Origin of the sequence: Rhizobium sp. WSM4643, from assembly GCF_025152745.1 — a bacterium.
Taxonomy (GTDB): domain Bacteria; phylum Pseudomonadota; class Alphaproteobacteria; order Rhizobiales; family Rhizobiaceae; genus Rhizobium; species Rhizobium leguminosarum_I.
This window is the reverse complement of sequence record NZ_CP104041.1, coordinates 249346-262460: the sequence shown is the minus strand read 5'-3', so window position 1 is coordinate 262460 and position 13115 is coordinate 249346. Positions and strand designations below refer to the sequence as shown.

General features: G+C 61.0%; 12 protein-coding genes and 1 pseudogene. 7 read left to right on the top strand and 6 right to left on the bottom strand.

What is annotated here, in order from left to right:
• Positions 1-6 precede the first annotated feature (6 nt).
• Genes paoC through paoA form a run of 3 tightly spaced genes read right to left on the bottom strand, consistent with a single transcriptional unit; the run spans position 7 to position 3803 of the window.
• Positions 7-2205, bottom strand: coding sequence for an aldehyde oxidoreductase molybdenum-binding subunit PaoC (paoC, locus tag N1937_RS25130; protein ID WP_260059672.1), 2199 nt, complete (start codon positions 2203-2205; stop codon positions 7-9).
• Between the two features lie 3 nt (positions 2206-2208).
• Positions 2209-3159, bottom strand: coding sequence for an FAD binding domain-containing protein (locus N1937_RS25125; RefSeq protein ID WP_260059670.1), 951 nt, complete (start codon positions 3157-3159; stop codon positions 2209-2211).
• The gene (gene paoA / locus N1937_RS25120) at positions 3156-3803 is read right to left on the bottom strand and encodes an aldehyde dehydrogenase iron-sulfur subunit PaoA (RefSeq protein WP_260059669.1); all 648 of its coding nucleotides are present in this window, start codon (positions 3801-3803) and stop codon (positions 3156-3158) included. The genes N1937_RS25125 and paoA overlap by 4 nt, the downstream gene beginning before the upstream one ends.
• A 234-nt stretch (positions 3804-4037) precedes the next feature.
• Between paoA and N1937_RS25115 the strand changes: the two genes are divergently transcribed.
• Positions 4038-4904: a creatininase family protein gene (locus N1937_RS25115; RefSeq protein WP_260059668.1), complete on the top strand. Its 867-nt coding sequence runs from the start codon at positions 4038-4040 to the stop codon at positions 4902-4904.
• Here N1937_RS25115 and N1937_RS25110 read toward each other — a convergent pair.
• The gene (locus N1937_RS25110) at positions 4867-5856 is read right to left on the bottom strand and encodes a LysR substrate-binding domain-containing protein (RefSeq protein WP_017967704.1); all 990 of its coding nucleotides are present in this window, start codon (positions 5854-5856) and stop codon (positions 4867-4869) included. The genes N1937_RS25115 and N1937_RS25110 overlap by 38 nt on opposite strands.
• 183 nt (positions 5857-6039) lie before the next feature.
• Between N1937_RS25110 and N1937_RS25105 the strand changes: the two genes are divergently transcribed.
• The 6 genes from N1937_RS25105 (at position 6040) to N1937_RS25080 (ending at position 12098) form a co-directional block, all read left to right on the top strand.
• Positions 6040-7056, top strand: a complete 1017-nt coding sequence (locus N1937_RS25105; protein WP_260059667.1) for an ABC transporter substrate-binding protein — start codon at positions 6040-6042, stop codon at positions 7054-7056.
• Between the two features lie 73 nt (positions 7057-7129).
• Positions 7130-7954 carry an ABC transporter ATP-binding protein gene (locus tag N1937_RS25100; RefSeq protein ID WP_260059666.1) on the top strand — a complete coding sequence of 275 codons (825 nt, stop codon included), beginning with the start codon at positions 7130-7132 and terminating at the stop codon, positions 7952-7954.
• Positions 7954-8796, top strand: a complete 843-nt coding sequence (locus N1937_RS25095) for an ABC transporter permease (RefSeq protein WP_260059665.1) — start codon at positions 7954-7956, stop codon at positions 8794-8796. The genes N1937_RS25100 and N1937_RS25095 overlap by 1 nt, the downstream gene beginning before the upstream one ends.
• Entirely contained in the window at positions 8796-10109 is a 1314-nt protein-coding gene (locus N1937_RS25090; RefSeq protein WP_260059664.1) for a cytosine deaminase, read from the top strand. Before N1937_RS25095 ends, N1937_RS25090 begins: the two co-directional genes overlap by 1 nt.
• A 1-nt stretch (position 10110) precedes the next feature.
• The gene (locus tag N1937_RS25085) at positions 10111-11520 is read left to right on the top strand and encodes an FAD-binding oxidoreductase (protein WP_260059663.1); all 1410 of its coding nucleotides are present in this window, start codon (positions 10111-10113) and stop codon (positions 11518-11520) included.
• Positions 11517-12098 carry an NAD(P)H-dependent oxidoreductase gene (locus N1937_RS25080; RefSeq protein ID WP_260059662.1) on the top strand — a complete coding sequence of 194 codons (582 nt, stop codon included), beginning with the start codon at positions 11517-11519 and terminating at the stop codon, positions 12096-12098. The genes N1937_RS25085 and N1937_RS25080 overlap by 4 nt, the downstream gene beginning before the upstream one ends.
• Here the strand turns inward: N1937_RS25080 and N1937_RS25075 are convergent.
• Both N1937_RS25075 and N1937_RS25070 read right to left on the bottom strand, forming a co-directional pair.
• On the bottom strand, positions 12095-12484 hold the full coding sequence (locus N1937_RS25075; protein WP_260059661.1) for a RidA family protein: 390 nt from the start codon (positions 12482-12484) through the stop codon (positions 12095-12097). The two genes, N1937_RS25080 and N1937_RS25075, sit on opposite strands and share 4 nt — an antisense overlap.
• A 202-nt stretch (positions 12485-12686) precedes the next feature.
• A pseudogene (locus tag N1937_RS25070) lies at positions 12687-12929 on the bottom strand (ATP-binding protein); the annotation flags it as partial.
• Between the last annotated feature and the right edge of the window lie 186 nt (positions 12930-13115).

Here is a 13115-nt window from a genome sequence, read left to right as displayed (position 1 = left end):
ACATAATCACGCCACGTCCGGCAGGCCGCCGATCAGCTTGTCAAGCCTCAGCGGGTAGTGCCGAACCCTGACGCCGGTCGCATTGTAAACGGCGTTGGCGATCGCTGCCGCAACGCCGCAAAGGCCGAGTTCGCCGACGCCCTTGGCCTTCATCGGCGAGGACATCGGATCGGTCTCGTCCATGAAGATCACCTCCTGGTGCGGAATGTCGGCATGCACCGCGACTTCGTAGCTGGCGAGGTCGTGATTGACGAAGAAGCCGCGGCGGGTATCGACCGCCAATTCCTCCGACAGCGCTGCGCCGGCCCCCATCGTCATCGCGCCGATGACCTGGCCGCGGGCAGTGATCGGGTTGAGGATGCGGCCCGCCGCGCAGACTGCGAGCATCTTGCGGATGCGGCTCTCACCGGTGGCAATGTCGACGCCAACCTCCACGAAGTGCGCTCCGAACGTCGATTGCTGATGGGTCTCGGTGAGCTCACCCCACTTGATCGTGTCCTCGCCGACAAGGCCATCCGGACCGGCAGCCTCGGCAAGGGGCACCGAACGATTGCCCGAGCGGACCTCTCCGTTCTCGAAGACGACGTCTTCGGAATTGAAGCCGAGCTTCTTGGCAATGGCTTCACGCAGCTTGACGCAGGCTGCATAGACGCCAGACGTGGAAGAGTTCGCACCGAACTGTCCGCCGGAGCCTGCCGAAACAGGAAAACGCGAGTCGCCGAGCTGGACGGCAACCTTGTCGATCGTGACACCCATCATTTCGGCGGCCGTCTGGGCGATGATGGTGTAGCTGCCGGTGCCGATATCGGTCATGTCGGTTTCAACCGTCACGACGCCTTCTTGGTCGAGCTTCACCCTTGCTCCGGAAGGAAGCACGAGGTTGTTGCGGAAGGCAGCGGCTACGCCCATGCCGACCAGCCAGTTTCCCTCCCGTTTGGAACCTGGTCTTCCCCGTTGACCCCAGCCAAACCGCTCTGCACCGAGCGTGAGGCAGCCGATGAGATTGCGCTGGGAAAAAGGCCGCTCCGGCTTCTCCGGATCGACCTGCGTGTCGTTGACGATCCGAAACTGCACGGGATCGATCTCAACTTTTTCGGCAATCTCGTCGATGGCGATTTCGAGCGCCATCAGTCCGGGGGCTTCGCCCGGAGCGCGCATGGCGTTGCCCTCTGGAAGGTGAAGTGTTGCCAGCCGCATCGCGGTCATGCGGTTCGCCCCGGCATAGAGAAGACGGGTCTGATTGACGGCGGTCTCAAGCTGACCGCCGGGTTGGTCGCCGGACCAACTTTCGTGCGCAATGGCGGTTATCTTGCCGTCACGCTCGGTTCCAATACGGATCCGCTGGATTGTCGCCGGCCGATGAGTTGTGTTGTTCGGCATGAGCGGTCGTGGAAGAGCGACTTTGACCGGCCGCCCGACCGCCTTTGCTCCGAACGCGGCAAGCACGGCGTCGGCTCGCAGGAAGAGCTTGCCGCCGAACCCGCCGCCGATGAACGGCGACATCAGATGGACCTTTTCCTTGTCGATGCCGAGTGTGGTCGCCAGATCCGTGCGCCACCAGTCGATCATCTGACTTGACGTCCACACCGTCAGTTCATCGCCGCTCCAGGCAGCGATGGAAGCATGCGGCTCCATCATGGAATGGGATTGGTCGGGCGTCGTGTAGGTCGCGTCCAGAGTGACGGGCGCTGACCTGAAGGCAGCCTCGAAATCGCCGACTGCGGTATCGGGCTGCTGCGATTGGTCCGGCTTGACGGCTTTATCCTTTGCCTGGCCGAGATCGTACACACCCTTTTCTTCGGCGTAGTCGACCTTGACCAGAGCGGCTGCGGCACGCGCCTGCTCGAAGCTCTCGGCAACGACGACGGCGACTGTCTGGTGATAGTGCTGAACCTCGTCGCCGCCGAAGAGCTTGGCGGTGTTGAACTTGCCCTTCTTCCGTTCGCCGACGTCGAGTGTCGTCACGACGGCAAGCACACCCGGAGCCGTCTTGGCGGCGGAAACGTCCATGGAGGTGATGCGGCCCTTGGCGATGGCCGCGCCAACCGGATAACCATAGGCGTAGCGCATATTCGGATCGTGCCACTCATAAGCATACATTGCCCGCCCGGTCGTCTTGAGCTGACCGTCGATCCGGTGGATCGGCTGTCCGACGACCTTCAGATTGTCGATCGGGTTGGTTGTCGCTGGCGTATCGAACTGCATGGCTCAACCCCTTGCTTCGGCAATGACGGCGCCGAGCGTGCGCTCGACCAGATCGACCTTGAAACGGTTCTGTTCGGTCGGATGGGCATCGGCAAGAAGAACGCCTGCCGCCGCCCGCGCGCCTTTCGGCAGCTCGGCTTCGGCTGCCTCGATGCGCCATGGCTTGTGGGCGACGCCGCCGACGGCGATCCGTCCTGTGCCGTCCGATTGGATTACGGCTCCGACCGAGACGAGTGCGAAGGCATAGGAGGCGCGGTCTCGGACTTTACGATAGATGTGCTTGCCGCCGATCGGGGGCGGCAGCAGGACCGCCGTGATGAACTCGCCGCGCTCGAGAACGGTCTCCAAATGGGGCGTGTCGCCGGGCAACCGGTGAAGGTCGGCAATCGCAATCGCGCGGCGACTGCCGTCGGCCTTGACGGTTTCCACAACAGCATCGAGCGCCCGCATGGCGATGGCCATGTCACTCGGATGCGTGGCGATGCAGGATTCGCTGGTGCCGACGACGGCATGCTGGCGGCTGAAGCCGCCGATGGCGGAACAGCCGCTGCCGGGCTGCCGCTTGTTGCACGGCTGGTTCGTGTCATAGAAATAGGGACAGCGCGTGCGCTGCAGAAGGTTGCCGGCCGTGGTTGCCTTGTTGCGCAATTGCCCGGAGGCGCCGGCGACCAGGGCCCTGGAGAGCAGGCCGTAGTCACGGCGAACGGTCTCATGGGCGGCAAGATCGGTGTTGCGGACCAAGGCGCCGATGCGCAGCCCGCCCTCCGGCGTGGGTTCGATCTTGTCGAGGCCGACACCGTTGACGTCGATCAGATGCGTCGGCGTCTCGATCTCGAGCTTCATCAGGTCGAGGAGATTGGTGCCGCCGGCGATGAACTTGGTCTCAGGATTTAAGGCGGCCGCCTTGGCCGCGGCCTCGACGGACGAGGCGCGTTCATAGGTAAAGGCTCTCATGCTCTTATCCCCGCGACTTCCGAAATGGCATCGAGAATGTTGGAATAGGCGCCGCATCGACAGATGTTACCGCTCATGCGTTCGCGGATCTCGGCCGCAGTGACAGCCGCCTGAGCCGTAAGGTCGCCGGTGACGTGGCTCGGTATGTTCGCCTTGATCTCCTCGAGCACGGCCACGGAGGAACAGATCTGTCCCGGCGTGCAGTAGCCGCACTGGAAGCCGTCATGCTTGACGAAGGCCGCCTGCATCGGATGAAGGTTTTCAGGCTGGCCGAGGCCTTCGATCGTGGTGATTTGATCGCCTTCGTGCATCACCGCCAGCGTCAGGCAGGCGTTGATGCGGTGGCCGTCGACCATCACGGTGCATGCACCGCATTGGCCGTGGTCGCATCCCTTTTTCGTGCCTGTGAGATGCAGGTGCTCGCGCAGCGCGTCGAGCAGCGACGTTCTGTTGTCGACCTCGAGATCACGGTTCTCGCCGTTGACCGCGAAAGAAACTTTCGATGTATAGGCCATTTCATTTCCTGGGGACTGTGCCGCTGCGGGCGCGACGGCTCCGGTGACCGCAATCGCTGCGGCCGACGAGATAAGTAGATCTCGACGGGAAAGTTCCAGTTGTGTCTGGCTTGGCATGAAGTGTTCCACCTTGCTCGTTGGACATAGGCGCGCGTCGACGCCGTCTGCTGAGGTAGTGCAACTCCGCCGTCTGATTAGTCCCTTTCCGTTGCATACGGTTATCGATCTAGCTCATGAATTCCCCGAGCCGCGCTCGTATGATGCTGCGAGCCACATATTCAGTAAAGTCGGATTGGATGCTGAAGCGCCCGCGGAGTAACGGCCGCCGATGCGCGCGAAAAAAAGCAGCGCCATGCGCAAAAAATGATGCTTTTCCGGCTTATCTTTATTCCCTACTCCCTATCGAAGCAGGTGACGAAAAGGGATGACCGCATGCCCACGCCGTTTTACTGGAACGAGCTCAACACATATGATTTTGCCGGCCTCTCCCCCGAGACCACGATTGCTATCCTGCCTATCGCCTCGACCGAACAGCACGGCCCGCATCTGCCGGTCGCAACGGATGTCGCGATCGCGACCGGCATGCTGGCGGAGTTGAAGCGGCAGCAGCCGGAGGATCTGGATATCCTGGTTCTTCCGACACAGGAGATCGGCAAGGCCAACGAACACATCTACGGCCCCGGCACTCTGTCGCTCAGTGCCGAACTGCTCATCCCCGTCTGGACGGCGATTGGCGCAAAGGTTGCCGAAGCCGGGCTGCGGAAGATGGTGATCGTCAACTCCCACGGCGGCAATGTCGACATCATGAGCATCGTCGCGCGCGAACTGCGCGTGCGCCATCAAATGGCGGTGGTCTCCACCCAATGGGGCCGTTTCGGTCATCCGGAAGGCATGGTCAGCGATCACGAGAGCAAATACGGCATCCACGGCGGTGATGTCGAGACGTCGTTGATGCTCAACTTCCGCCCCGAACTGGTGCGCATGGACAAGGCCCAAAACTTTGCCTCGAAGGCCGAAGGGATGCGAGAGCAATCGAAATTTCTTCAGCCTCTGCCGCCGCATTCGCTGGCCTGGATCGCGCATGACCTCAATCCCTTCGGCGTGGTCGGCGATGCCTCGATCGCCACAGCCGAAAAGGGCGAGGCGATCTGCCGCCATCAGGTCAAGGGGTTTGTCGAGCTGCTCCACGATCTCAAGGCCTATCCGCTTTCGAATCTCTATGTGAAATAGGCTCAGCCGCGGGTTTCACATCCGGTGGGATATGACCCTTGGCCTGCAATTCCTGCACCAGGCCGAGCAGTTCGGCGAGCAGATATTCGACGAAAAGGCTGGTGGCCGCGTCGAGGGGCGCGCGGGCACGCGCAAACAGCTTCATCTGCTGGTAACGCGCATGCGGCTCGGCGATCGGCCGGAAGACAAGTTCACCGCGCCGGCATTCGGTGATGACGTCGAGCGGATTGAGCAGCGTCAGCCCTGTGCCGCATTTGACAAGCTGTTTCAGCATCTCCGATGCATTGGTTTCCAGCACCGGCTCGACCGAGATGGGCAGGCGCGCAAAAGCAAGGTTGATCACCTCGCGCAGGCTGGTGCCCGGCTGCGCCAGAACCAGTTTTTCCTGGGTGACATCGGCAAGGTTGATCGGCCCGGGGCCGATCAGCTGATGCCCCGGCGGCAGCACGACACCGATCGGGATATCGAAATTTCCGAGGGTGCGGATGCCGGGCATGGCGGGGATGTTGAAGCCGAGACCGATATCCACCTCGCCTGATACAACAGGGTTGGCCGTCGTGCCGCCGGTATCGTTGCGCAGCTGGACGAAGACGCGCGGATGCTCTGAAAGAAAGCGCGCGATGATTTCGGGCAGCGGCCCGGCGGCAAGCCCAACGGTCGTCACCATGCGCACCTTGCCTGCCTGCTGCATCTTGAGGCTGCGGATGCGCCCCTCCAGGCGCTCATAATTCTTCAGCACGTCCCGAATATGCTCGATGCAGAGTTCGCCGGCAGCCGTGAGCCGCAGGCCACGCGGCAGCCGCTCGAAAAGCGGCGCCCCGATCTCCTCCTCCAGCGCCAAAATCTGCCTGTTGACCGCCGACGACGCCACGTTGAGGCGCGCGGCCGCCTTGCGGATCGAACCGCAACGGGCGATCTCGTTGATGTAAAGAAGGCGTCTGGAGTGCAACATGATCTCTCCAATGCATAAATTTTGCGCATGGCGCACAAATTATCTTCAGCTTTCCCAGAGATGCCGAAAAGGCATCAATGCGCACGAATTTTGATGCTTTTCAAAGCGCATGGCAATGGCTCAAATTCCCTCAAAAGGGGGCTGAGCAAGGCTTCCCTCGGCTCAAAAAGGGAACTGCCAACCATGTTGAAAACACAGACGAAGATGCAATTCCTGCGCTGCCTCGGCCTCGCCTCGGTGCTTGCCGCCGCCTCGCCGGCGCTCGCCCTCGACAAGGTGAGCTACGGGACGAACTGGCTTGCCCAGGCGGAACATGGCGGCTTCTACCAAGCCGTCGCCGACGGCACCTATGCAAAATATGGCCTCGACGTCACCATCGTGCAGGGCGGCCCGAATGCTGCAAACAGCGCGCTGCTGATCTCCGGCAAGCTCGATTTCTACATGGGCGGTCCGCAGGGAGAGGTATCCGCCGTCGAACAGGGCATTCCGCTGGTCGATGTCGCCGCAATCTTCCAAAAGGATCCCCAGGTGCTGATCGCCCATCCGGATAACGGCATCGACAAGTTCGAGGATCTCGCCAAGCTGAAAACGTTGTTCCTCAGCAAGGACGGCTACCTCACCTATTTCGAATGGATGAAGGCCAACTTCAAAGGCTTCAAGGACGAGCAGTACAAGCCCTATAACTTCAGTCCCGCGCCCTTCCTTGCAGACAAGGACTCAGCTCAGCAGGGGTACCTGACCTCCGAACCCTACGAGATCCAGAAGCAGGCAGGCTTCGAGCCGAAGGTCTTCCTGCTCGCCGACAACGGCTACTCGCCCTATTCGACGATGATCACGACGACGCAGACAATGATCGACGGCAAACCCGACGTCGTGCAGCGCTTCGTCGATGCCTCGATCGAAGGCTGGTACAACTACCTCTACGGCGACAACGCCAAGGCGAACGAACTGATCAAGAAGGATAATCCTGAAATGACGGATGGCCAGCTCGCCTACTCCATCGCCAAGATGAAGGAATACGGGATCATCGAATCCGGTGATAGCCTCGACAAGGGCATCGGCTGCATCACCGATGCGCACTACAAGACGTTCTTCAACGAGATGGTGGCGATCAAGGTCTTCAAGCCGGAGACGGACTACACCAAAGCCTTTACGACGAAGTTCGTCTGCAAGAGCACCGGCGTGGCACTGAAGAAGTAGGCCGACTGACGGCTCTCCTGGTCCGCCATCGAGGATGTGGCGGGCCGTATCCTCCCGCATGAACGAGACAGCAATGCTCTCAGCAAACGCCCAGGCGGTATCCCCGAAAGAGACGCGCAAGCGGCCGCTTGTTGTCATGCAGTCGGTCTCGAAGGTCTTTTCCAGCGGCACTGCCGCGCTTTCGAACATGTCGCTCACGGTCGAAAGCGGCGAGTTCGTCAGCCTGCTCGGCCCTTCCGGATGCGGCAAGTCGACGGCGCTGCGCATCATAGCCGGTCTCGGCGATGTCACCTCGGGAACGATCGACTGGCCGAGTTCTCGCATCAATTCCAGAGGTCTGCCGGAGGGCGATATCGGCTTTGTCTTCCAGGAGCCGACGTTGATGCCCTGGAAGAACGTGTTCGACAATGTCCATCTGCCGCTGAGGTTGAGGGGCGTTTCGAAGGCAGCCGCGCATGATCAAATCATGGAAGTGCTGACCACCGTCGGCCTTCAGGATTTTGCCAAGGGCTATCCGCGCGAACTTTCCGGCGGCATGAAGATGCGCGTCTCGATCGCCCGTGCGCTGGTGACGAAGCCGAAGCTGCTGCTGATGGATGAGCCTTTCGCCGCGCTCGATGAGATCACCCGCCAGAAGCTCAACGACGACGTGCTGCGGCTATGGAAAGCGACCGGCATTACGGTGATTTTCGTGACGCATTCGGTCTTCGAGTCCGCCTATCTCTCGAACCGCATCGTCGTGATGAAGGCAAGGCCCGGGCGCGTGCATGCCGACGTCCCGCTGATCACCAGCCTCGAACGCGACGCCCACTACCGCACCTCGGAGGAATACCGCAAGGCCTGCGAAACGGTGTCGCATTCGCTGATCGGGGCGATCAATTCGGCAGGGGATCATTGATGAGCGACGAAACAGACACATCGCCGCTGCTCGTTAAGGGTACCGCAAGCGCAAGGCGCCGCGATCTTGCGCTGCGCATCGCCATCCCCTTCCTCGTCATCGCCCTGATGATCCTCGTCTGGTACGCCTATGTGAAATTGTCGGGCGTGCCGCCTTATATCCTGCCAGGACCGGCCGCTGTGGCAAACGCCTTCGTGACGGATTGGGCTACGCTTGCCCCTGCCCTCTGGGTCACCACCAAGATCACCTTCATCTCACTGATGCTGGCGCTTGCCGGCGGCGTCGGCTTTGCGATCTTTCTCGTGCAGTCGCGCTGGGTCGAGCTTGCCTTCTATCCCCTTGCCGTCATCCTGCAGGTAACGCCAATCGTCGCCATCTCGCCGCTGATCCTGATCTACGCGCCCTCCACGCAGGTTGCGCTGCTGATCTGCGCCTTCCTCGTCGCCTTTTTCCCGATCCTGTCGAACATGGTCCAGGGCCTGAAGAGCGTCGACCACAATCTGATCAACCTCTTTGAGCTCTACGGCGCCTCACGCTGGCAGACGCTGCTCTTTCTCAAACTGCCTGCCGCCCAACCCTATTTCATGACCGGTCTTCGCATCGGCGGCGGCCTGGCGCTGATCGCCGCCGTCGTCGCCGAATTTGCCGCGGGCTCTGCCGGTGCCGGCTCCGGTCTCGCCTTCCGTCTGCTGGAAGCGCAGTACCGGATGAACATACCACGGCTCTTTGCGGCACTGTTGATGCTCTCCATGCTTGGGGTGGCGATCTTCGGCCTCACCACCTTCATCGCCTGGCTGAGCCTTCATCGCTGGCATGAAAGCAGCATCAAACGGGAAAACTGATGACCTATTCCTTCATATCCCCGCCGAATGCGGCCCGCTTCGTGCTGAGCAATGCGACGGTGCCCGCCGTCACCGTCGAGCATGTCGACGTGCCGGTCACGGAAGGTCTGGCCACGGTCGATATCGTCATCAGCGACGGCACGATTGCCGCCATCCGGCCGGCCGGCGCCGCACCCGCCGATTACGCCAGGACCGATCTTAAGGACGGTATGGTCTGGCCGTGCTTTGCCGATGTCCATACCCATCTCGACAAAGGCCATATCTGGCCGCGCCAGGCCAATCCCGACGGCAGCTTCATGGGCGCGCTCGATGCCGTCAGGGCCGATCGAGAGGCCAACTGGTCAGCCGCGGACGTCAAACGGCGCATGGAATTCTCGCTCCGCTCCGCCTATGCCCATGGCACCAGCCTGATCCGTACGCACCTGGATTCGCTTGCGCCCCAGCATCGCATCTCCTTCGAGGTTTTTGCCGAAATCCGGGATGTCTGGAAGGACAGGATCGCGCTGCAGGCGGTCGCCCTCTTCCCGCTGGATGCCATGGCAGACAGCGCCTTCTTTGCCGATCTCGTCACAACAATCCGACAGAACGGCGGCCTGCTTGGCGGCGTCACCCGGATGGGGCCGGAGCTTGTCTGGCAGCTCGACACGCTCTTCAGGACTGCCGCAGAGCAGGGCCTGAATGTCGATCTGCATGTCGACGAGACGGATGATCGCGGCGTGGAAACACTGAAGGCAATCGCCGAGGCCGTGCTGCGCAACGGGTTCGAGGGCAAGGTGACCGCCGGTCATTGCTGCTCGCTCGCCCGCCAGGACGAAGACACCGCCGCGCGCACCGTCGAGTTGGTCGCCAAGGCAGGCATCGCGGTCATTTCACTGCCGATGTGCAACATGTATCTGCAGGATCGCTCTTCCAGCCGCACCCCGCGCTGGCGCGGCGTCACGCTGTTCAAGGAACTGGCCGCCGCCGGTGTCGCGACCGCGGTCGCATCCGACAATACCCGCGACCCGTTCTATGCCTATGGCGATCTCGATCCGGTGGAGGTCTTCCGCGAGGCCGTGCGGATTCTGCATCTCGACCACCCGCTCGATACCGCCGCCCGTGTCGTCACCACCTCGCCCGCCGCCATCGTCGGACGGCCGGACAAGGGCCGCATCGCCGCCGGCGATCCGGCCGATCTCGTGCTGTTCAGCGCGCGGCGCTGGAGTGAATTCCTGTCCCGTCCGCAGTCTGACCGCGTCGTGCTTCGCCGCGGCAAGGTGATCGACCGCAGCCTGCCGGATTACCGTGAACTCGATAACGTCGTTGGAGCCTGACATGGCCGATTATCAGAAGATCAAAAAGGAACTCGAAGGCATCGCCGTTGAGGACAATCCGGCGCTGGTTCGCCAGAAGAGCCGGGATTTCTATTGGTATTCGCCTGTACTCAAAGCTCAGCTCGACAATGTGACGGCCGATCTCGTCGTCACGCCGAAGACCGAGGAAGAGGTCATCCGGACGCTGAAGGTCGCCTATGCCCATGGCGTGCCGGTGACGCCGCGCGGTGCCGGCACCGGCAATTACGGCCAGGCCATGCCGCTTTCCGGCGGCATCGTGCTGAACCTTGCAGCCATGGACAAGATCAAGGAGATCAATCCCGGCCGCGTCATCTGCGAACCGGGCATCGTGCTTGCGCAGCTCGACAAGCAGACCAAGACCCATTCCGGCCAGGAGCTGCGTTTCCACCCCTCCACCGCGCAGACGGCGACGGTCGGCGGCTTCATCGCCGGCGGTTCCGGCGGCGTCGGCTCGATCACCTGGGGCGGCTTGCGCGACCTCGGCAACATCCTGCGCCTGCGCGTCGTCACCATGGAAGCCGAACCGCGTGTCCTCGATCTCACCGGCTGGGATCTCCAGAAGGTGAGCCACGCCTACGGCACCAACGGCATCATCACCGAGATCGAGATGCCGCTTGCACCTGCCTATGACTGGGTCGATGTGCTCGTCGGTTACGACGACTTCATGGAAGCGGTGCGCTTCTCAGACGCACTGGCGAAATGCAACGGGATCCTCGTCAAGGAGATCGCACCGATTGCCGCTCCCATTCCTTACGACTATTTCACCCGCCACAAGCCCTACATCCGTCAGGGCCAGTCGATCGCCGTGCTGATGATCGCGCCGCACTCCATGGATGCTTTTCTTGCCTTCACAGCGGCGCAGAAGGGCGAGATCATGTTCCGCTCCGACAAGGTGGAAAGCATGCGCGGGATCCCGCATGCCTATGAGCTTGCCTGGAACCACACGACATTGCGTGCGCTGAAGGTCGACCCGAGCTTCACCTATCTGCAAGTGCAATATCCGGGGCCGGATCATGTCGCCAAGGTTCGGAAGATGGTCGAAATCTTCGGTGACGAAGTTCCGGGTCATCTCGAATTCATCAAATTCGACGGACAGATCCAGTGCTCCGGGCTGCCGCTGGTGCGCTATACCACCGAGGAGCGGCTGGAGGAGATCATCAAGATCCACCAGGACAATGGATGCCCGATTTTCAACCCGCACCGCTATACGCTGGAAGAAGGCGGCATGAAGCGCACCGACGCGGTGCAGCTCGCCTTCAAGCAGGAAACCGATCCGAAGGGCCTGCTCAATCCCGGCAAGATGATCGCATGGGATAATCCCGATTTCGATTTCAACGCCGGCAAGAACTATCTCTTCCCCGGCCTGGCGGCCCTGATGGAGGCCTCATGAGGGTTCTCGTCCTCCACTCTCACCCGGTCGAGGAAAGTTACGGCAAGGCGCTTTACCGGCAAACCGTCGAGAGCCTTGAGAAGGCCGGGCATGTTGTGGATGGCTGCGACCTCTATGAAGAGCGGTTCGATCCGGTGCTCTCGCGCCACGACCGGCTCGTCTATCACGACTATCCGGAAAATCTGAAGCTAGTGGAATCGCATGTCGAAAGGTTGAAGGCGGCCGAGGGGCTGGTGATCTGCACCCCGATCTGGAACTTCGGCTTTCCGGCAATCCTGAAGGGATATTTCGACCGCGTCTGGCTGCCGGGCGTTTCCTTCGAGCTGGTCGACGGCAAGGTGGAATCGCGGCTACGCCACATCCGCAAGCTCGCAGCCGTCCTGACTTATGGCGCAACGCCCTTCCGGGCTTTCGTCGCCGGCAACCCGCCGAAGAAAATCGTCAAGCGCGTGCTGAGGGCGCAGATCAATCCGCTGAGGCCGGTGACGTTCCTAGCCCATTACGACATGAACAATTGCACGCCGGAGACGCGCGCAAAATTCCTCGACCGCGTCGGAGACGCGATGAAGCGCTTTTAGAAGATTTTCGCAGCCGTCACCTCGACCTCGACGAGAAACTCAGGGCGGGTAAAGCCGCCGATGACGAGCAAGGTGGAAACCGGCTTCGGATCGAGCGTATAGCGATCTCGTACAGCCATATAGGCTGGGAAATCCTCGCGGCGGGTGACGAAGCCCGAAATGCGGATGACGTCGGCAAACCTCATTTCCGCCTCTTCGAGGATCGCCTTGATCGCCTTGAAGCAGAGTTCCGCCTGAGCAGTGATGTCGCTCGGAACAGTATCGTCGAGACCAATACCAAGCTGGCCCGACGTGACGAGCAGCGCGGCGCCGGGCGGCACCAGCAGGCCGTGATTGTAATTTCCGAAAGGCCGGCGCACCGAGGCCGGATTGAAAGTTTTTTTCATCGATCTGAAATTTTCCGAGGGCTGCAGACATCGAGCCTACAGGATGCGGCGGGATATGAGAATATCGCTGCGTCCATAATGTTTTGCGACAGAAAGCAGGACGACCGCCTTGAAGGGAATCGAACCTGCGGCCCATTTTCATCGACACCGTCGGAATTTCAGGAATGCTCGCGTCTGGAGATTGAAGCGAAATTCCCAGGCGTTAATGCCACAACGCCGAAATTGGCACGGCTGATAGGCGTTCGCCGAATGGAATCACCTTGTTATGATCGTACAAGACAATGCCTGAAACAAATTGTTCTCCACATGCTTCGGCCAAAATTCGCAATCCGGAAAAATCGGAACTCGAGACGGATGCTGCCGCTTTTATCTCAATACCGACAACCCTCCCTCTTCTGTCTTCGATGACGATATCGACTTCGTTCAGCTGCTTGTCACGAAAATGCAGGCGCTGCTGAAGCTGTCGCGGCGGTCACCGGAACTGACCTGGCTGATCCTCAACGGAGGGGTACCTGATCAGGAGAGAAGCGAAAGCAAATTTGTGTATATTTCCATCGCACCGCCAAGCCGACCGGGGTGCGCATCCTCCGCGACTATCTCGTGGTCCATGGCTTCCTGACCAACGAGGGCG

Bases quoted from the DNA above. Each gene is read 5' to 3' on its own strand.
- paoC (WP_260059672.1), bottom strand. From the start codon at position 2,205: ATGCAGTTCGATACGCCAGCGACAACCAACCCGATCGACAATCTGAAG.
- N1937_RS25125 (WP_260059670.1), bottom strand. From the start codon at position 3,159: ATGAGAGCCTTTACCTATGAACGCGCCTCGTCCGTCGAGGCCGCGGCC.
- N1937_RS25115 (WP_260059668.1), top strand. From the start codon at position 4,038: ATGATGCTTTTCCGGCTTATCTTTATTCCCTACTCCCTATCGAAGCAG.
- N1937_RS25110 (WP_017967704.1), bottom strand. From the start codon at position 5,856: ATGTTGCACTCCAGACGCCTTCTTTACATCAACGAGATCGCCCGTTGC.
- N1937_RS25105 (WP_260059667.1), top strand. From the start codon at position 6,040: ATGTTGAAAACACAGACGAAGATGCAATTCCTGCGCTGCCTCGGCCTC.
- N1937_RS25100 (WP_260059666.1), top strand. From the start codon at position 7,130: ATGCTCTCAGCAAACGCCCAGGCGGTATCCCCGAAAGAGACGCGCAAG.
- N1937_RS25095 (WP_260059665.1), top strand. From the start codon at position 7,954: ATGAGCGACGAAACAGACACATCGCCGCTGCTCGTTAAGGGTACCGCA.
- N1937_RS25090 (WP_260059664.1), top strand. From the start codon at position 8,796: ATGACCTATTCCTTCATATCCCCGCCGAATGCGGCCCGCTTCGTGCTG.
- N1937_RS25085 (WP_260059663.1), top strand. From the start codon at position 10,111: ATGGCCGATTATCAGAAGATCAAAAAGGAACTCGAAGGCATCGCCGTT.
- N1937_RS25080 (WP_260059662.1), top strand. From the start codon at position 11,517: ATGAGGGTTCTCGTCCTCCACTCTCACCCGGTCGAGGAAAGTTACGGC.
- N1937_RS25075 (WP_260059661.1), bottom strand. From the start codon at position 12,484: ATGAAAAAAACTTTCAATCCGGCCTCGGTGCGCCGGCCTTTCGGAAAT.